This is a genomic window from Rhodoferax sp. LS1P39, from assembly GCF_056521425.1.
The window spans coordinates 688,368-704,257 of record NZ_JBWMAV010000001.1 but is presented as its reverse complement, the minus strand read 5'-3'; the positions used below and the strand labels follow the sequence as shown (position 1 = coordinate 704,257).

Sequence of the window (15,890 nt, the reverse complement as noted above, 5' to 3'; positions counted from 1 at the left end):
TCAAGCTATCGGTGGTGGCGTTGCATGAACACCAGTTTTTCAAACAGGCTGACATCCTGCTCGTTTTTCAGCAGCGCACCTACTAGTGGTGGCACCGACACCATGTTGTCCTGGCTGTGCAAGGCTTCGGCCGAAATGTCCTCGGCCACCAGCAGCTTGAGCCAGTCCAGCAGCTCCGAGGTGGAGGGCTTTTTCTTCAGGCCGGGCAGGTTGCGGATGTCGTAGAACGTTTTCATGGCCGCTGCCAGCAGCTCGCGTTGAAGGCCGGGGAAGTGCACGTCCACAATTTGCTGCATCGTGGTGGCATCGGGAAATTTGATGTAGTGGAAGAAACAGCGGCGCAAAAAAGCGTCGGGCAGCTCTTTTTCGTTGTTGGAGGTGATGAACACCAGCGGGCGGTTCTTGGCTCGGACCAGCTCGCGGGTCTCGTAGCAGTAGAACTCCATGCGGTCGATTTCGCGCAACAAGTCATTGGGAAACTCGATATCAGCCTTGTCGATCTCGTCGATCAGCAGCGCCACCGGTTCGTCGGCGGTAAAAGCCTGCCACAGCACGCCTTTGACAATGTAGTTGTGGATGTCTTTAACCCGCGCCGAATCTTCGATGCCGGCCAATTGCGAATCCCGCAAGCGGCTGACCGCGTCATATTCATACAGTCCCTGCTGTGCCTTGGTGGTGGATTTGATGTGCCATTGCAGCAGTGGCATGCCTAAAGCGGCAGCCACTTCCTCGGCCAGCATGGTTTTGCCGGTGCCGGGCTCGCCCTTGACCAGCAGCGGGCGTTTCAAGGTGGCCGCGGCATTGACGGCCAGCATCAGGTCCTGGGTGGCGACGTAGTTGTTGGAGCCTTGGAACTTCATGGTGGTGGGACAAGAGCGGGGGATGAATATGGGGCCGCATATAATCTGCGGTTGATGGCAAGCCTGCTAAACAGGGCTGAATGTAGGCTTGATTTTTCCCCAGATTGTGCGCGCAAAAATGAATAAATTACTGACCACGGTGTTCGCGTTTGCTGCTGTTTCGCTAGCAGGTATTGCCAATGTGGCCAGTGCCCAAGACATCGTGGGGGATGCCAAAGCAGGCCACGCCAAGGTGGATATGTGCATCGGCTGCCATAGCATCGTTGGCTACCAGGCCAGCTTTCCCGAAGTGCACAAGGTGCCCAAAATATCGGGACAAGGTGCCAAGTACATCATTTCGGCACTCAACGCCTACAAAAAGGGCGAGCGCAAGCATCCCACCATGCGCGGTATCTCGGATTCGCTCAGCGACCAGGACATGGCCGACGTAGCGGCGTACTACAGCGCCAGTGGTGTGGTCGAGGGGGCCGCGTTGCCCGCCAAACCCGTTGCCGTGCCCAGTGCCCAGGTGGCCGCACTGTTGACCAAGGGTGCCTGCGTTTCTTGCCATGGTGACAACTTCTCCAAGCCGATCGACCCCACCTATCCCAAGATTGCGGGCCAGCACGCAGATTACTTGTTCGTGGCCTTGAAGTCGTACAAAACCGAAGGCAACGCCTTGGTGGGGCGATCCAACGCCATCATGGGCGGCGTGGCCAAGCAGTTTTCGAATGCGGAGCTCAAGGCGATGGCCAGCTATATGCACTCGTTGGACGGCGATCTGAAGGTCGTGCCGCAGTCGCGCTTTCGCTAAACAAGTCCATCCCATAAAAAAGCCCGCTGTAAGCGGGCTTTTTTGCGTCTCTCGGGTCAGTCTTGCGTGGCGCGGCGCTGTACGCAGTCGATGTAGGCGGCACCGTCGGGAGGGCGGCCTGCCCGCTGGCTTTCCCATAGCATTTGACCCAGGCAATCCATGGTTTCGTGGTGGGCATCGTGCAATGAGTCGCGGCGGCGCGTCAGCAATTCAACCGACTGCCGAATACCGCGCGGCTGGTCAATCGAGCACTGCTCGCTGATCGATAAATGCATCGAAAGGTGTAGAAACGGATTGGTTTTGCCGGCTTCTGCGTCGTAATTGCGCGCTACTGCAGCTTCTGCATCCAGCATGTCGGCATGGTATTCAGGGTGTTCGTCCAGCCACTGGCTTGCTATGGTTTCAATAGCTTCCAGCGCCTGCCCGGTCCTTGCCTTGGCATACACAGCGCAAAAGAAACGGCGAACATCGGCTTGGGATGGATTGAACATGGGTATGAGCCTACCACGGTGAAACCACGCGCACATGGCCCACGCTGGAGGCCCTGGCGGACTGTGCCGTTGGGCAAGAGCGGGTTGTTGCGAAATGCACGCAATTCCACAAAGTGTGTCTTTTGCGTTGTCGCTGCTGCAGTCTGTTGCGTTTGGAGTCTTTTCTGGAAATGGCTGGGAAGCGCCTTTTGACGGGCTTTTCGGTGGTATGGATATCTTTGGTGGTATTCGAAAAATGTCCAATAAATCCCAGTGGAGTGCGCACTAATACCGCAATGCACTGGCTTCGCAGGACCATGCGCACATCGTCTGTGCGAAAGTGCCTTGCTCTCTTCCTCGCTATGGAATCAAATAGTTACACCTATTACAAAAAACCGAATCGACTTTCGGCAACGACATGGACCAGACCGGGCGCCTCTACAAAATTGACCAGCTTTTGCGCCAGCACAAAGTGATTAGCTTTGCTGCCTTGCAAGCGGAGCTGAATGTCTCGCGAGCCACTTTGAAACGCGATCTGGATGATCTGCGAACCCGCCTCAAGCTGCCTATCGAATGGAGCCGCTCAGCAGGTGGCTACCGATTGGCATCGACCGGTGAGCCACCCACCAGCACCCATGAGCTTCCGGGCCTGTGGTTTTCATCGACTGAAATCCACGCCCTACTGACGATGCAGCAGTTGCTGGTGCATCTGGATACGGGTGGTTTGATCATCAATCCGGTGCCCGTGGCCGACCGGCTCAATGCCTTGCTGACCAGTGACGATATCGAGCTGCAAGAGCTGCGGCAACGGGTGCGCATTCCTGGCCTGGTGCAGGAAACCGCGACACCGCGCTACTTTGAGCGGATTGGCTTGGCACTGGTGCGGCGCAAGCGCCTGGTGGTGGCTTATGCTGACTCGACCGCAGGGCCTTTGGAGTGGGAGGTGTCGCCCCAGCGGCTGGTGCACTTCCGCGGCAGCTGGCACCTGGAGGCCTGGTGCCACCCGCAGGCCGAGCTGTACAGCTTTGCGGTGGATGCCATCACCGACGCGCGCGTCTTGCCCAGCAGCGCCATCGAAGTGGGCGAGGACAAACTGGATGCCCAGTTTGGCCCGGCGTACGGGGTGTTTGCCAGCGGCCGGGTGCGCTGGGCGCGGTTGCAGTTCAGCCGCGACAAAGCCTGCAGTGTGGCGAATGTGCAATGGCATCCCTTGCAGCAGGGAAAGCAACAAAACGATGGCACCTACCTGCTGCGTGTGCCCTACATGGACCCACGCGAGCTGATGGAGAAAATCCTCCAGTACGGGGCGCAATGCCAGGTGCTGGGCCCGGCCAGCCTGCGCCAGGCGGTGACCGAGGAGGTGGCGCAGATGGCCACCATGTACCAGTCGGCCGCGCCGCTGGACGAAGACGGCATGCTGGACGACGCTGCGCTCGACTGAACCCGTTATTTCCCCCAGCCCTTGGGCCGCCGCTGCGCCTGCTGCGCGCGCTCCTGGGCCATTTGCTCTTCCAGCTGCTGGCGGCCCTCGGTGGCCACGGCGATGAATTTCGCCCGGTCTTTGCGGTGCGGGTACATCTGCTCGAACAAGGCCAGGTTGTGCTGGCGAAAGCGCATCGCCTGCTGGCGCGCTTCGTGCGCCGGGTAGCCCAGGATCTCCAGCACCGAGCGGGCACTGCGCAGGCTGGATTCGAACAGCTCGCGCTCCACCCGCAGCACGCCCCGGGCGCGCAGTTCGTTCCAATGCGGCACATCGCGGGCGCGGGCCACGATCTCCAGGTTGGGGAAGTGTTCGCGGGCCATATCCACAATCTTCAGGCTTTGCGCTTTGTCGTCCACCGCGACGACCAGGATCTTGGCGGTGGCCGCGCCCGACAGGCGCAGCAGGTCCAGCCGGGTGGCATCGCCGTAAAACACCCGAAAGCCAAACTGGCGGATCGCCTCCACCATGTCGGCATCGTGGTCCAGCACGGTGGCGCTCAGGCCCTGTGCCTGTAGCGTGCGGCCCACGATCTGGCCGTAGCGGCCAAAACCGGCAATGATGATGGGCGCTTCCTGTTGCTCGGCGAGCTCTTCCATCTGGCTGCCGCCGCGCTGCGCCAGACGGGGCAGCAGCAGTTTGTCGATGGCCAGCAGCAGCATGGGGCTGACCAGCATCGAGATGGCGACCGAGCCAATCAGTAGCGACGAGGTCTGGCTGGAGAACACGTTGGCCGCCGTGGCGGTCTGGAACACCACAAACGCAAACTCGCCGCCCTGCGCCAGCAGCACGGTAAATACCGGCCGCTCCTGGAAGGGCACGCCCATGTACTTGGCAATGGCGTAAATGACGGCCAGCTTGGCCAGCAGAAAGCCCGCTACGATCAGCGCCATCAACCCCGGCGACTGGCGCAGCACGCCAAAGTCCACGCTCATGCCCACGGCGATGAAGAACAGGCCCAGCAACAGGCCCTTGAAAGGCTCGATGTCGGTTTCCAACTCGCGGCGGTACTCACTCTCGGCCAGCAGCACGCCGGCCAAAAAGGCCCCCAGCGCCATCGACAGGCCCACCGACAGCATCAGCGAGGCGATGCCCACCACCAGCAGCAAAGACGCAGCGGTAAAGATCTCGGGCGTATTGGAGCGCGCAATCCAGCGGAACAAGGGCCGCAACAGCAAGCGCCCACCTAGTACGATGCCCGCAATGACTGCTACTGTTTTAAGAGCTTGTAGCGCTTGTCCTGTATGGCCTAAGGCCTCATTTTGTTCAGAAATACTGCCCAACAAGGGAATCAGCGCCAGAATCGGAATGGCCGCCACGTCCTGGAACAGCAGGATGGAAAACCCCGCCTGCCCGCTGCGCGTGGGCAGCAGGTTGCGTTCGCCAAACACCTGCAGCGCAATCGCCGTGCTGGACAAGGCCAGGCCCAGCGCCGCCACCAGCGCAATGCGCCACGGCACGCCCGCAGCCATGGCCCCCAACAGAATCACCACCGCGCAGCCCACGACCTGGGCCGTGCCCCAGCCGAAGATCGGGCGGCGCAGGCTCCACAGCCGCTTGGGCTCCAGCTCCAGGCCGATCAAGAACAGCATCAGCACCACGCCGAATTCGGCGAAATGCAGGATGTCTTGTACCTCGGTGACCAGGCCCAGGCCCCAGGGGCCGATGGCAATGCCTGCGGCCAGGTAGCCAATGATGGAGCCCAGGCCCAGGGCTTTGCTCAGCGGCACGGCGATGACGGCGGCGCTCAGATAAATGAAGCTGTTGATCAGCCACGAAGGTGCATGTTCCATAGCGGTTTACGGTGTAGGCCAGTGGGGATAGGTCTGCAGCCGTTGGCTGAACAGGGCGATGTGGTCCAGCACCTCTTGCTTGCCTGCGCTGTGGGCACCGTGCAGCACCAGTGGCGGCAAAAAGCGCATGCCGCACAGGGCAGCAGTCTGGGCGTAGGGCGGCAGGAACGCGTCGAACGGGTAGCGGTTGTAGCTCTCGGGGTGGTACGAGTCCTCCTGGCCAGCGGTGGTCACCACCAGCCACAGCGCCTTGCCGCGCAGGGCGGTACCGGGGGCGCCGGTAGGGGCGGCCTCTTCGGTCTCGGCCGACACCGCACCAAAGGCCCAGCCGTAGGTCAGCACCTCGTCCAGCCAGAGTTTTTGCAGCGCGGGCATGGAGTACCACTGGATGGGGTGCACCAGCACCAGCAGGTCAGCGGCTTCCATGCGGGCCTGCTCGGCGGCCACGTCGATGGCGTAGTCGGGGTAGTTGGCGTACAGGTCTTGCACGTCGAGCTGCGGGTTGCCGTCTGCCAGCGTGCGGGCCGCCGCCAGCAGGCGCTGGTTGACGCGAGAAGCACGCCAGTTGGGATGCGCGGCGAGCAGATAGATCTTTGGGGGTGTAGGAAGATTGGGTGAAAGGGAAGGTGGATGCATCCCGCTAACATAGCAAAATTTTGTCGCCCGTCTTTTTCAGGAGTTCCCATGCCCATCGTCGTTGTTGCCAGCCCCAAAGGCGGAGTCGGCAAGTCCACGCTGTCCACCCAGATTGCGGGCTATTACGCTGCGCAGGGGCACACCGTGCTGCTGGGTGATGCGGATCCGCAGCAGTCGTCCCATTTGTGGCTGGGTCTGCGCCCGGCCACGGCCAACCCCATCCAGGCCTGGGAGGTGGATGCGGACGATATTGCCAAGCCGCCTAAAGGTGGCAAGGCGGGCAACGTGGTGGTGCTGGACACGCCTGGCGGGCTGGACGGTAAGCGCTTCAAGGACGTGATGCGCCTGGCCGACAAGATCGTGGTGCCGCTGCAGCCCAGCGTGTTCGACATCTTTGCCACCCGCAAATTTCTGGACCGCCTGGCCGAGCACCGCCGTATCGACAAGATGCAGGTGGGCTTGGTGGGCATGCGGGTGGACGAGCGCACTTTTGCCGCCGACCGCCTGCGCGAATATCTGGACGGGCTGGAGGTGCCGGTGATCACCAACCTGCGCGACACGCAAAACTACCTGCACCTGGCCGCGGGTGGGTTGAGCCTGTTCGACGTGGCCCCGAGCCGGGTCGAAAAAGACCTGGAGCAATGGGCCCCCCTGGCCGCCTGGCTGGATGCCTGATCTTGCGCAGCTTTGACACCTTTGCCGCCCTGGCCCAGGCCGTGGGACAGGATATCGCCGTCAGCGACTGGAGCCCGATCACCCAGCAGCAGGTGGACCAGTTCGCCGATGCCACGGGCGACCACCAGTGGATCCACATGGCGGGCGAACGGGCCAACGCCGGGCCGTTTGGCGGGCCGATTGCGCACGGCTTCCTCACGTTGGCGCTGCTGCCGCGCCTGTTTGAAACCTCGTTTGCCATTACCGAGGCGGGCATGGCGGTGAACTACGGCCTGAACAAGGTGCGCTTCATCACCCCCGTGCCGGTGGGCAGCCGGGTGCGCGCGCATCTCAAGCTGCTGGACTGCAGCCCGCTGGTTGCGTCTGGCGTGCAGATCACGCTGGAAGCCACCATGGAGCTGGAGGGCCACCCCAAGCCCGCCTGTGTGGCCGAATCCCTGCTGCGCTATACCTTGTAAATTTATAAGAAATAAGCCTCTAGCGCTTATTCCGTAAGCGTGACAAGCTACTTAATCTATAGCATCTCAAAGCCGCACTGCCGCCAGGCCTCAAACACCGTGACCGCCACCGCGTTGGACAAATTCAGGCTGCGCTGGCCGGGGCGCATGGGCAGCTTCAGGCACCGCTCCGGCGCAAAGGCGGCGCGCACGTTCTCGGCCAGGCCCTTGGTTTCCGAGCCAAATACCAGCCAATCGCCTCGGGCAAAGGCGCTGCCGTGCACACTGCCGGTGCCGCGGGTGGTCAGGGCAAACAGGCGCTGGGGGTCGGGTTGGGCGGTAGCCAGAAAGCTTGGCCAGTCGGCGTGGCGGGTGAGGGTGGCGTACTCGTGGTAATCGAGGCCAGCGCGGCGCATGTGCTTGTCGTCCATCGAAAAGCCCAGCGGCTCGACCAGGTGCAAATTGCAGCCGGTGTTGGCCGCCAGGCGGATGACGTTGCCGGTGTTCGGCGGGATTTCGGGTTCGACCAGGACGATGTTAAACATAGAAGCCAATTATCCGAGAGACTCGGGCCCAGTCCCCAACCTATGAAACCCCATGCAAACAATTGACCTGCGCAGCGACACCGTGACCCGCCCCACCCCAGGCATGCAAGCCGCCATGGCCAGCGCGCCGCTGGGCGACGACGTGTTTGGCGACGACCCGACCGTCAACCTGCTGCAGACCACGCTGGCCGAGCGCCTGGGCTTTGAGGCCGGGCTGTTTTGCCCCACCGGCACCCAGAGCAATTTGCTGGCGCTGATGACGCACTGCCAGCGCGGCGACGAGTTCATCGTGGGTCAGGAGGCGCATTGCTACAAATGGGAGGCGGGCGGCGCTGCCGTGCTGGGCAGTGTGCAGCCCCAGCCGCTGGACCACGCCAGCGACGGCAGCCTGCCGCTGGAGCGCATTGCCGGGGCCATCAAACCGGATGACTTTCACCACGCCCGCACGCGTTTGCTGGCGCTGGAAAACACCCTCGGTGGCAAGGTGCTGCCGCAGGATTACGTGGAGGAGGCAGTGGCCCTGGCCCATGGCCGGGGTTTGCAGTGCCACCTGGATGGCGCGCGGTTTTTCAACGCCGTGGTGGCCTCGCAGCACGCGGGCGAGGGCCTGGCGCAGGCGGAACACCGGCTGGTGGCGGGATTTGACTCGGTCAGCATCTGCCTGAGCAAGGGGTTGGGTGCGCCGGTGGGCTCGGTGCTGCTGGGCGGCAAGGACTTCATCGCCCAGGCCCGCCGCTGGCGCAAGATGCTGGGCGGCGGCATGCGCCAGGCCGGGGTGCTGGCCGCTGCCGGTTTGTACGCGCTGGAACACCACGTGGCCCGGCTGGCCGACGACCATGCCAACGCCCGGCTGCTGGCGGCCTTGCTGGCCGATGTGCCGGGCCTGCAGGTGGAGGCGGGCCCCACCAACATGGTGTTTTTGCAGACCACCCCGGAGCGGGCCGAGGCCTTGTTGGCCCATTTACGCGGCCACCAGGTGCTGGCCACTGGGCTGTACAAGCTGCGCCTGGTGACCCATCTGGACGTGAGCGAGGCCGACGTGCGGCGCGTGGCCGAGGTGATTCGCAGTTTTTAATCCACTGGCGTGCGCGCCACCACCAGCCCGGTGACATGCACCGCCCCGGCCTGTTTCAGCACCTCCGCGGCGGCAAACAGCGACGCGCCGCTGGTCATCACGTCGTCCACCAGCACCACGCGGTGGCCGCGCAGGGCATCGGCCTGCAGCGGCTCCAGCGCGAACGCGCCCTGCACATTGCGCAGGCGCTCGGCGCGTTTCAGGGTGGGCTGGGGCGCGGTGTGGCGGGTGCGCAGCAGCAATTGCGCGCGGGTTTTCTGCGGGGACAGGTGGCGGGCCAGCTCCAGCGCCTGGTTGAAGCCGCGTTCGCGCAGCCGCTGGGCCGACAAGGGCATGGGCAGCACGCTGTCGCACTGCTCCAGCGCGGGCTCTACCCAGGGGCTGTGGCGCAGCAAATCTGCCAGCGTGCCCGCCCAGCCCACCTGCTGGTTGAATTTGAACTGCGCAATACACATCGACCACGGGTAGGCATAGGCCACTGCGGCCAGGCAGGCATCCAGCGCAGGCGGGCGCAGGACGCAGGCTCCGCACTGGCCAACCCCCTCGGGCACAGGCAGGGCGCAGGTACGGCAGCGCGGCACCGGCTGGGCAAAGCGCGCCACGCAGGCCCCGCACACCGGCTGGCTGGGCCAGGCGCGGCACACGGCGCACTGGCTGGGAAGCAGGGTTGTCGCCCGGTGCAGAAGCGCGCGAAACATCGCATCAATATACTCGCAGGCTACCGTATGACGACCCAACTTCCCCCCACTATCGACCCCGCCGCTGCCGCCCGCTGGGCCCATTTGCGCACGGCCCAATCCCCCTGGCTGCACGAAGAAGTCGCCAGGCGCATGGAAGACCGCCTGCAGTGGATCAAGCTGCAGCCCGAGGCCTGGGCGCACTGGCAGCCCACGCGCGGCGGCCTGCAGGCCCACGCCAAACTCACCGAGCGGTATCCCAATTCAGCATGTTTTGTGGTTGAAAACCATATGGAACAAGCGCAAGCAGCTATTCAATCCGTAGCAAAGCCGTGGTGGAAGCCCAGTGGCTGGCGTGCGCCCGCGCAGCAGGCCACGCTGCCGCCCGACGGCAGCGTGCAGATGCTGTGGGCCAACATGGTGCTGCACTCGGCTGCCGACCCGCAGGCGCTGATCGCCCAATGGCACCGGGCGCTGGCGGTGGATGGCTTTGTGATGTTCTCGTGCCTGGGGCCGGACACGGTGCAGGAGCTGCGCGGTGTCTACAGCGCCCTGGGCTGGCCGCTGCCCGGCCACCAGTTCACCGACATGCATGACTGGGGTGACATGCTGGTGCACGCCGGGTTTGCCGAGCCGGTGATGGACATGGAGCGCATCCGCCTGACCTACGAGAGCCCGGCGCGCCTGCTGCAAGAGCTGCGCGAGGTGGGGCGCAACCTGCATCCGCAGCGCTTTGTCGGCCTGCGCGGGCGGCAGTGGCGTGAAAAACTGGAGCGCGAATTGGCCCTGCAACTGGCCGACACGGCGGAAAATGGCCGTTTGCCACTGACGTTTGAGCTGATTTATGGCCACGCCCTGAAGCCCAAACCGAAACTGCGCGTGAGTGCCCACAGCGCGGTTTCGCTGCGCGACATGCGCGACATGCTGCAACAGGGCAAGGCACATGGGGTTTGACAGGTGAGTTTCAAGCCCCCTACCGGGCTTGGCCCTGGAAAGCAAGGCTACAATTCACATGAAGAAAAATGAATTTGGGTATCTCCCCACGCATCTAGGCAGACCCACAGGCGGCACGTTCGCCATGGCATCTGCCTCATTTTTGTGAGTGCCAAACGTGCCGAACTTGGTATTTCGCTTCGCCACAGTTTCGGGCCAGAACATCCACTGGTTCCTGAAGCGCAACTGTTCGGTGACACCGGCCCAGTTGGGTTGGATGTATGCATCGATCTGTGTGGTGTCCATGGGTATTGCGACGTTTTTCTGGATGCAAGGGGCCAAGTTGGTGTTGCCGTTTGCATGGCTGGAATTGGTGGCGGTGGGGGCGGCATTTTTGGTGTACTCCCGGCACGCCACCGATGGCGAGAAGATTTCGCTGCAAGGTACGCAGCTGGTGGTCGAGTTGGAGAGCGCCGGTCGCCTGGAGCGGGCAGAGTTTCGCCGTGAATGGGTCCGTATCGAGCCCAAAACGGGCGATCGCTCCCTGATCGAGGTCTCGGGCCAGGGGCGGTCGGTAGAAGTAGGGCGGTATGTGAGCCCGGAGCTGCGGTCGGCTCTGGCACGGGAAATTCGGATGGCGTTGCGCAGCGCATGAGACAGGTCCCTAGGGGCATATGGCTGGCGCGGCAAGATTGGTTCAATTGAGGTGTTGAATAAGTGAAAACGATGAAGATGATTCCTAACAAGTTGGCTTCACTGCTGCAAAAAATCGGCGTATCCGCTGCTGTCTGTACTGCGGCGGCTGCCCATGCGGTCAATGATCTTCCGGGTGGCCCCGGCGTGCGCCAATTGAACCTGCCCATGGGTGTCACCAAGATCTCGGAAGAGCAGCAGTTCCTGCACATGGGCATGCTCTACACCTGCCTGGTCATTTTCATCGCGGTCTTCAGCGTGATGTTTTATTCCATCTGGAAGCACCGCAAGTCCAAGGGCCACAAGGCGGCCAACTTCCACGAGTCGGTTACCGTGGAAATCATCTGGACCATTGTTCCGTTTGTCATTGTGATCCTGATGGCCTTGCCCGCCACCAAGGTGGTGGTAGCCATGAAAGACACCACCAACGCCGACCTGACCATCAAGGCCACCGGCATGCAGTGGAAATGGGGCTACGACTACCTTAAGGGCGAAGGCGAAGGCATTGGTTTTGTGTCCACGCTCGACAGTACCCAGCGCGCCATGTCCAACAACGGCGGCCCCAAGGCGGGCGAAGTGGTCGATGACTACCTGCTCAAGGTCGACAACGCCCTGGTCGTGCCGGTCAATAAAAAGGTCCGCATCATCACTACCGCCGACGACGTGATCCACGCCTTCATGGTACCGGCCTTCGGTATCAAGCAGGATGCGATCCCCGGCTTTGTGCGCGACACCTGGTTCCGCGCCGAAAAGATCGGCAGCTACTACGGCCAGTGCGCCGAGCTGTGCGGCAAAGAACACGCCTACATGCCCATCCACGTGAAGGTGGTGTCGGCCGAAGACTACTCCGCCTGGGTTGACGGCGAGAAAAAGAAGATGGCCGCCAAGGCCGACGATCCATCCAAGGTCTGGACCCTGGACGACATCTCCAAGCGCGGTGAAAAGGTCTACGCGGCTAATTGCGCGGCCTGCCATCAGGCCAACGGCAAGGGCGCAGGTCCGATCAAGGCATTGGATGGCGCGGCTGTGGTGCTGGACTCCGACATCAACAAGCAGATCCATGTGCTGCTCAATGGCCAGAACAACGGCAGCATGCCCGCTTGGAAGCAACTCAGCGATACCGACATTGCGGCGGTCATCAGCTACACCAAGAACAACTGGTCCAACAAGACGGGCCAACTGGTGCAGCCCGCTGACATCCTGGCCCAGCGCGGCAAATAAGCTGCACTCGTTAACGTACAAGATTCCCAAGGAAAGCCAAGATGAGTGCAGTTCTCCATCCCCACGACCACGCACACGACGAGCATGGTCATGACGACCACCACCACGCCCCCACCGGCTGGCGGCGCTGGGTGTTTGCCACCAACCACAAGGACATTGGCACGCTGTACCTGCTGTTCAGCTTTACGATGTTGATGGTCGGCGGCCTGCTGGCGCTGGTCATCCGCGCCGAGTTGTTCCAGCCTGGCCTGCAGTTCGTCAACCCTGAGCTGTTCAACCAGCTCACCACCATGCACGGCCTGATCATGGTGTTCGGTGCCATCATGCCGGCCTTCGTGGGTTTTGCGAACTGGATGATTCCGCTGCAGATTGGCGCCTCCGACATGGCTTTTGCCCGCATGAACAACTTCAGCTTCTGGCTGATGATTCCGGCGGCGGCTACCTTGGTGGGTTCGTTCTTCATGCCCGGCGGCGCACCCGCTGCGGGCTGGACGCTGTACGCACCGCTGACCCTGCAAATGGGCCCGTCGATGGACGCGGGTATTTTTGCCATGCACATCCTGGGTGCTTCGTCGATCATGGGTTCGATCAACATCATCGTCACCATCCTGAACATGCGCGCCCCCGGCATGACCCTGATGAAGATGCCCATGTTCTGCTGGACCTGGCTGATCACCGCCTACCTGCTGATCGCCGTGATGCCCGTGCTGGCCGGTGCCATCACCATGACGCTGACCGACCGCCACTTTGGCACCAGCTTCTTCAACCCGGCCGCCGGTGGCGACCCGGTGATGTACCAGCACATCTTCTGGTTCTTTGGCCACCCCGAGGTGTACATCATGATCTTGCCGGCCTTCGGCATCATCAGCCACATCGTGCCCGCGTTTGCCCGCAAGAAGCTGTTTGGCTACGCCTCTATGGTGTATGCCACCTCGTCGATTGCGATTTTGAGCTTCATCGTCTGGGCGCACCACATGTTCACCACCGGCATGCCGGTGACGGGCCAGTTGTTCTTCATGTACGCCACGATGCTGATTGCCGTGCCGACCGCCGTGAAGATCTTCAACTGGATCGCCACCATGTGGCAGGGCTCCATGACCTTTGAAACCCCGATGCTGTTTGCGGTGGGCTTCATCTTCGTGTTCACCATGGGTGGCTTCACCGGCCTGATCTTGGCCGTGGCACCGATCGACATCCAGCTGCAGGACACCTACTACGTGGTGGCGCATTTCCACTACGTGCTGGTGGCGGGCTCGCTCTACGCCATGTTTGCCGGTTTCTACTACTGGTGCCCCAAGTGGACCGGTGTGATGTATAGCGAGCGTCGCGGCAAGATTCATTTCTGGTGGTCGCTGATTTCGTTCAACATCACCTTCTTCCCGATGCACTTCCTGGGCCTGGCCGGTATGCCACGCCGTTATGCCGACTACCCCATGCAGTTTGCCGACTTCAATGCGGTGGCTTCGGTGGGCGCGTTCTTCTTTGGCTTTGCCCAGGTGTACTTCTTCTTCTTCATCGTGCTGCCAGCCATGCTGGGCAAGGGCGAAAAGGCTTCGGCCAAGCCCTGGGAAGCTGCCGAAGGTCTGGAGTGGGAAGTGCCTTCGCCTGCACCATTCCACACCTTCGAGACACCGCCCAAGCTGGACATCACCGCAACCCGCGTGATTGCTTAAGCATGTTGACTCCCCAGCAAAAGAAAAACAACCTGCGCACCGGGCTCATCCTGGCGTCCATTGCGGTGGTGTTTTTCATTGGATTCTTCGCCAAGATGGTCCTGTTGAACCAGCCTTGAATGGCCATCCAGCGGTTATGAACGTTCGCAGCGAAAATTTCAAAATGGTCGGCAAGCTGGCCGTCATCACCGTAGCCATGTTTGCATTTGGCTACGGTCTGGTGCCGCTGTACAAGGCTATTTGCGAAATGACGGGCATCAACATCCTGTCGATCGCCGAGCGCCAGGTGGCCGGCCTGGGTACGCCGGGCAATAGCGCAAGTTCCCCTGCCAACACGCAGGTGGATTTGAGCCGCACCATCACCGTCGAGTTCGATGCCAATGCGCGTGGCCCGTGGGAATTCAAGCCCGCCCAGCGTTCGCTGCAAGTCCATCCCGGTGAGCTGGCCACGGTGGTCTACGAATTCCAGAACACGCAAAACCGGCGCATGGCAGCGCAGGCGATTCCCAGCTACGCCCCCCGCCAGGCGGCGGCGCATTTCAACAAGCTGGAATGCTTTTGCTTTAACCAGTACACGCTGGACCCGGGCGAGAAGAAAGAATGGCCGGTGGCGTTCATCATCGATCCCAAGCTGTCCAAAGATGTGACCACGATTACCTTGTCGTACACCTTCTTTGAAGTGGGTGGCAAGACACCGCCTGCGCCGACCTCCACCGTCGATGCCGGTCGGCATGTAGAAGCCGGGCAGGGGTCATGAGTGCGCCTGCTGGCAAGGCCAGCTTGCTGCAAACGGTCAAGGCGGTTGCGTGGTCGTTTGTGGGCATCCGCAAACGCAGCGGTTTTGAGGATGATCTGGCCAAAATCAGCCCCTTGCATGTGATTGCGGTGGGCTTGGTGGCGGTGCTGTTGATCGTGGTGGGTTTGGTTATTTTGGTGAATTGGGTGGTGGCAAAGTAAATTTGCCCAATAGGTCTTACAAGAATCGAGAGAGCAAGGAGCTGACATGAGTTCAACCGCACACGCTGCAACACCGTACTACTTTGTACCCGGCCCGTCACGCCATCCGGCCATGGCTTCTTTGGGCCTGTTTTTTGTCATCCTGGGCGCAGGCCAGTGGATCAATGGAGCGGACTGGGGCAAGTGGTCGCTGGCCTTCGGCATGCTGTTCTGGTGGGGCGTGCTGTACCAGTGGTTCCGCGATGCCATCAACGAGAGCGAAGGCGGCCTGTACAGCCACAAGATCGACCTTTCTTACCGTTGGAGCATGACCTGGTTCATCTTCTCCGAGGTGATGTTCTTCGGCGCGTTCTTTACCGCCCTGTGGTGGGCGCGCGGCCATTCGGTGCCTGCTCTGGGCAGCCTGGACAACGCCTTGCTCTGGCCCGACTTCAAAGCCGTGTGGCCCAGCATTGCCGCCGGTGTGACGGCTTCTCCTGCCAACATCATCGAGCCGTTCCAGACCATGACCCCGTTCTGGCTGCCGACCATCAACACCGGTTTGCTGCTGACCTCGGGTGTCACCCTGACCATCGCCCACCATGCGCTGGTCAAGGGCGAGCGTGGCAAAACCATCGCCTTCATGTGGGCTACGGTCTTGCTGGGTACGGTGTTCCTGTTTGTGCAGGGCTATGAGTATGTCCATGCCTACAACGATTTGAACTTGAAGATGACCTCCGGTGTGTACGGCTCCACCTTCTACATGCTGACCGGCTTCCACGGTTTCCACGTGTTCGTGGGCATGTTGATGCTGCTGTTCATTACTCTGCGCCTGATGAAGGGCCACTTCACCCCCAGCAAACACTTCGGTTTTGAAGGTGCTGCCTGGTACTGGCACTTTGTGGACGTGGTGTGGTTGGGTCTGTACGTCGTTGTCTACTGGACTTGATGGACTTGCTTTCGCCAAAACAAAAAAGCGCCACCCGGCGCTTT

General features: G+C 61.6%; 20 protein-coding genes. 14 read left to right on the top strand and 6 right to left on the bottom strand.

The genetic code is table 11. From position 1 onward, the window contains the following. Positions 1 to 5: 5 nt before the first annotated feature. Positions 6 to 860 carry an AAA family ATPase gene (locus tag AC097O_RS03075; protein WP_479591410.1) on the bottom strand — a complete coding sequence of 285 codons (855 nt, stop codon included), beginning with the start codon at positions 858 to 860 and terminating at the stop codon, positions 6 to 8. Between the two features lie 118 nt (positions 861 to 978). On the opposite strand from AC097O_RS03075, the gene AC097O_RS03070 reads away from it, so the two are divergent. Further along, on the top strand, positions 979 to 1,653 hold the full coding sequence (locus AC097O_RS03070; RefSeq protein WP_479591409.1) for a c-type cytochrome: 675 nt from the start codon (positions 979 to 981) through the stop codon (positions 1,651 to 1,653). A gap of 56 nt (positions 1,654 to 1,709) precedes the next feature. Here AC097O_RS03070 and AC097O_RS03065 read toward each other — a convergent pair whose 3' ends face one another. Beyond that, the gene (locus tag AC097O_RS03065) at positions 1,710 to 2,144 is read right to left on the bottom strand and encodes a DUF1841 family protein (protein ID WP_315182430.1); all 435 of its coding nucleotides are present in this window, start codon (positions 2,142 to 2,144) and stop codon (positions 1,710 to 1,712) included. 94 nt (positions 2,145 to 2,238) lie between these two features. Between AC097O_RS03065 and AC097O_RS03060 the strand changes: the two genes are divergently transcribed. Both AC097O_RS03060 and AC097O_RS03055 read left to right on the top strand, forming a co-directional pair. Beyond that, on the top strand, positions 2,239 to 2,412 hold the full coding sequence (locus AC097O_RS03060; protein ID WP_479591408.1) for a hypothetical protein: 174 nt from the start codon (positions 2,239 to 2,241) through the stop codon (positions 2,410 to 2,412). A gap of 129 nt (positions 2,413 to 2,541) precedes the next feature. Then, complete coding sequence (locus AC097O_RS03055) at positions 2,542 to 3,564, top strand: helix-turn-helix transcriptional regulator (protein WP_479591407.1); 1,023 nt, start codon at positions 2,542 to 2,544, stop codon at positions 3,562 to 3,564. A 5-nt stretch (positions 3,565 to 3,569) separates the two neighbouring features. Here the strand turns inward: AC097O_RS03055 and kefC are convergent, their stop codons facing one another. Further along, positions 3,570 to 5,396, bottom strand: coding sequence for a glutathione-regulated potassium-efflux system protein KefC (kefC, locus tag AC097O_RS03050; protein ID WP_479591406.1), 1,827 nt, complete (start codon positions 5,394 to 5,396; stop codon positions 3,570 to 3,572). Between the two features lie 6 nt (positions 5,397 to 5,402). Continuing rightward, entirely contained in the window at positions 5,403 to 6,032 is a 630-nt protein-coding gene (kefF, locus tag AC097O_RS03045) for a glutathione-regulated potassium-efflux system oxidoreductase KefF (RefSeq protein ID WP_479591405.1), read from the bottom strand. Positions 6,033 to 6,080: 48 nt separating this feature from the next. Here kefF and AC097O_RS03040 point away from each other — a divergent pair, with 48 nt between their 5' ends. Together AC097O_RS03040 and AC097O_RS03035 are read left to right on the top strand one after the other, a co-directional pair. Then, positions 6,081 to 6,707, top strand: a complete 627-nt coding sequence (locus tag AC097O_RS03040; RefSeq protein ID WP_479591404.1) for a ParA family protein — start codon at positions 6,081 to 6,083, stop codon at positions 6,705 to 6,707. Then, the gene (locus AC097O_RS03035; protein WP_479591403.1) at positions 6,674 to 7,165 is read left to right on the top strand and encodes a MaoC family dehydratase; all 492 of its coding nucleotides are present in this window, start codon (positions 6,674 to 6,676) and stop codon (positions 7,163 to 7,165) included. Before AC097O_RS03040 ends, AC097O_RS03035 begins: the two co-directional genes overlap by 34 nt. Before the next feature lie 56 nt (positions 7,166 to 7,221). Here AC097O_RS03035 and AC097O_RS03030 read toward each other — a convergent pair whose 3' ends face one another. Beyond that, a complete protein-coding gene (locus AC097O_RS03030) occupies positions 7,222 to 7,689 on the bottom strand; it encodes a TrmH family RNA methyltransferase (protein WP_315210025.1) in 468 nt (155 codons plus the stop codon). Between the two features lie 52 nt (positions 7,690 to 7,741). Here AC097O_RS03030 and ltaE point away from each other — a divergent pair, with 52 nt between their 5' ends. Then, positions 7,742 to 8,764, top strand: coding sequence for a low-specificity L-threonine aldolase (ltaE, locus tag AC097O_RS03025; RefSeq protein ID WP_479591402.1), 1,023 nt, complete (start codon positions 7,742 to 7,744; stop codon positions 8,762 to 8,764). On the opposite strand, the gene AC097O_RS03020 is transcribed toward ltaE, so the two are convergent. Further along, positions 8,761 to 9,462, bottom strand: coding sequence for a phosphoribosyltransferase family protein (locus AC097O_RS03020; protein WP_479591401.1), 702 nt, complete (start codon positions 9,460 to 9,462; stop codon positions 8,761 to 8,763). The genes ltaE and AC097O_RS03020 overlap by 4 nt on opposite strands. A gap of 27 nt (positions 9,463 to 9,489) precedes the next feature. Between AC097O_RS03020 and AC097O_RS03015 the strand changes: the two genes are divergently transcribed. The 8 genes from AC097O_RS03015 (at position 9,490) to AC097O_RS02980 (ending at position 15,846) form a co-directional block, all read left to right on the top strand. Continuing rightward, positions 9,490 to 10,395 (top strand): class I SAM-dependent methyltransferase, encoded by a 906-nt coding sequence (locus AC097O_RS03015; RefSeq protein ID WP_479591400.1) that lies wholly within the window; start codon positions 9,490 to 9,492, stop codon positions 10,393 to 10,395. 157 nt (positions 10,396 to 10,552) lie between these two features. Continuing rightward, the gene (locus tag AC097O_RS03010) at positions 10,553 to 11,029 is read left to right on the top strand and encodes a DUF2244 domain-containing protein (protein WP_315182396.1); all 477 of its coding nucleotides are present in this window, start codon (positions 10,553 to 10,555) and stop codon (positions 11,027 to 11,029) included. Between the two features lie 71 nt (positions 11,030 to 11,100). Further along, a complete protein-coding gene (gene coxB, locus AC097O_RS03005) occupies positions 11,101 to 12,288 on the top strand; it encodes a cytochrome c oxidase subunit II (RefSeq protein WP_479591399.1) in 1,188 nt (395 codons plus the stop codon). Between the two features lie 41 nt (positions 12,289 to 12,329). Next, on the top strand, positions 12,330 to 13,961 hold the full coding sequence (gene ctaD, locus AC097O_RS03000; RefSeq protein WP_479591398.1) for a cytochrome c oxidase subunit I: 1,632 nt from the start codon (positions 12,330 to 12,332) through the stop codon (positions 13,959 to 13,961). Between the two features lie 2 nt (positions 13,962 to 13,963). Continuing rightward, positions 13,964 to 14,080, top strand: coding sequence for a cytochrome oxidase small assembly protein (locus AC097O_RS02995; RefSeq protein ID WP_315182387.1), 117 nt, complete (start codon positions 13,964 to 13,966; stop codon positions 14,078 to 14,080). Positions 14,081 to 14,097: 17 nt separating this feature from the next. Further along, positions 14,098 to 14,718: a cytochrome c oxidase assembly protein gene (locus AC097O_RS02990; RefSeq protein WP_315182384.1), complete on the top strand. Its 621-nt coding sequence runs from the start codon at positions 14,098 to 14,100 to the stop codon at positions 14,716 to 14,718. Continuing rightward, positions 14,715 to 14,918 (top strand): DUF2970 domain-containing protein, encoded by a 204-nt coding sequence (locus AC097O_RS02985; RefSeq protein WP_315182381.1) that lies wholly within the window; start codon positions 14,715 to 14,717, stop codon positions 14,916 to 14,918. The genes AC097O_RS02990 and AC097O_RS02985 overlap by 4 nt, the downstream gene beginning before the upstream one ends. A 46-nt stretch (positions 14,919 to 14,964) precedes the next feature. Next, the gene (locus AC097O_RS02980; RefSeq protein WP_315182378.1) at positions 14,965 to 15,846 is read left to right on the top strand and encodes a cytochrome c oxidase subunit 3; all 882 of its coding nucleotides are present in this window, start codon (positions 14,965 to 14,967) and stop codon (positions 15,844 to 15,846) included. The last annotated feature ends 44 nt before the right edge of the window (positions 15,847 to 15,890 follow it).

Bases quoted from the DNA above. Each gene is read 5' to 3' on its own strand.
- ctaD (WP_479591398.1), top strand. From the start codon at position 12,330: ATGAGTGCAGTTCTCCATCCCCACGACCACGCACACGACGAGCATGGT.
- AC097O_RS03065 (WP_315182430.1), bottom strand. From the start codon at position 2,144: ATGTTCAATCCATCCCAAGCCGATGTTCGCCGTTTCTTTTGCGCTGTG.
- AC097O_RS03030 (WP_315210025.1), bottom strand. From the start codon at position 7,689: ATGTTTAACATCGTCCTGGTCGAACCCGAAATCCCGCCGAACACCGGC.
- AC097O_RS03060 (WP_479591408.1), top strand. From the start codon at position 2,239: ATGCACGCAATTCCACAAAGTGTGTCTTTTGCGTTGTCGCTGCTGCAG.
- AC097O_RS03015 (WP_479591400.1), top strand. From the start codon at position 9,490: ATGACGACCCAACTTCCCCCCACTATCGACCCCGCCGCTGCCGCCCGC.
- AC097O_RS03055 (WP_479591407.1), top strand. From the start codon at position 2,542: ATGGACCAGACCGGGCGCCTCTACAAAATTGACCAGCTTTTGCGCCAG.
- AC097O_RS02995 (WP_315182387.1), top strand. From the start codon at position 13,964: ATGTTGACTCCCCAGCAAAAGAAAAACAACCTGCGCACCGGGCTCATC.
- AC097O_RS03020 (WP_479591401.1), bottom strand. From the start codon at position 9,462: ATGTTTCGCGCGCTTCTGCACCGGGCGACAACCCTGCTTCCCAGCCAG.
- kefC (WP_479591406.1), bottom strand. From the start codon at position 5,396: ATGGAACATGCACCTTCGTGGCTGATCAACAGCTTCATTTATCTGAGC.
- coxB (WP_479591399.1), top strand. From the start codon at position 11,101: ATGAAGATGATTCCTAACAAGTTGGCTTCACTGCTGCAAAAAATCGGC.
- AC097O_RS02990 (WP_315182384.1), top strand. From the start codon at position 14,098: ATGAACGTTCGCAGCGAAAATTTCAAAATGGTCGGCAAGCTGGCCGTC.
- ltaE (WP_479591402.1), top strand. From the start codon at position 7,742: ATGCAAACAATTGACCTGCGCAGCGACACCGTGACCCGCCCCACCCCA.
- AC097O_RS02980 (WP_315182378.1), top strand. From the start codon at position 14,965: ATGAGTTCAACCGCACACGCTGCAACACCGTACTACTTTGTACCCGGC.
- AC097O_RS02985 (WP_315182381.1), top strand. From the start codon at position 14,715: ATGAGTGCGCCTGCTGGCAAGGCCAGCTTGCTGCAAACGGTCAAGGCG.
- kefF (WP_479591405.1), bottom strand. From the start codon at position 6,032: ATGCATCCACCTTCCCTTTCACCCAATCTTCCTACACCCCCAAAGATC.
- AC097O_RS03040 (WP_479591404.1), top strand. From the start codon at position 6,081: ATGCCCATCGTCGTTGTTGCCAGCCCCAAAGGCGGAGTCGGCAAGTCC.
- AC097O_RS03035 (WP_479591403.1), top strand. From the start codon at position 6,674: ATGGGCCCCCCTGGCCGCCTGGCTGGATGCCTGATCTTGCGCAGCTTT.
- AC097O_RS03075 (WP_479591410.1), bottom strand. From the start codon at position 860: ATGAAGTTCCAAGGCTCCAACAACTACGTCGCCACCCAGGACCTGATG.
- AC097O_RS03070 (WP_479591409.1), top strand. From the start codon at position 979: ATGAATAAATTACTGACCACGGTGTTCGCGTTTGCTGCTGTTTCGCTA.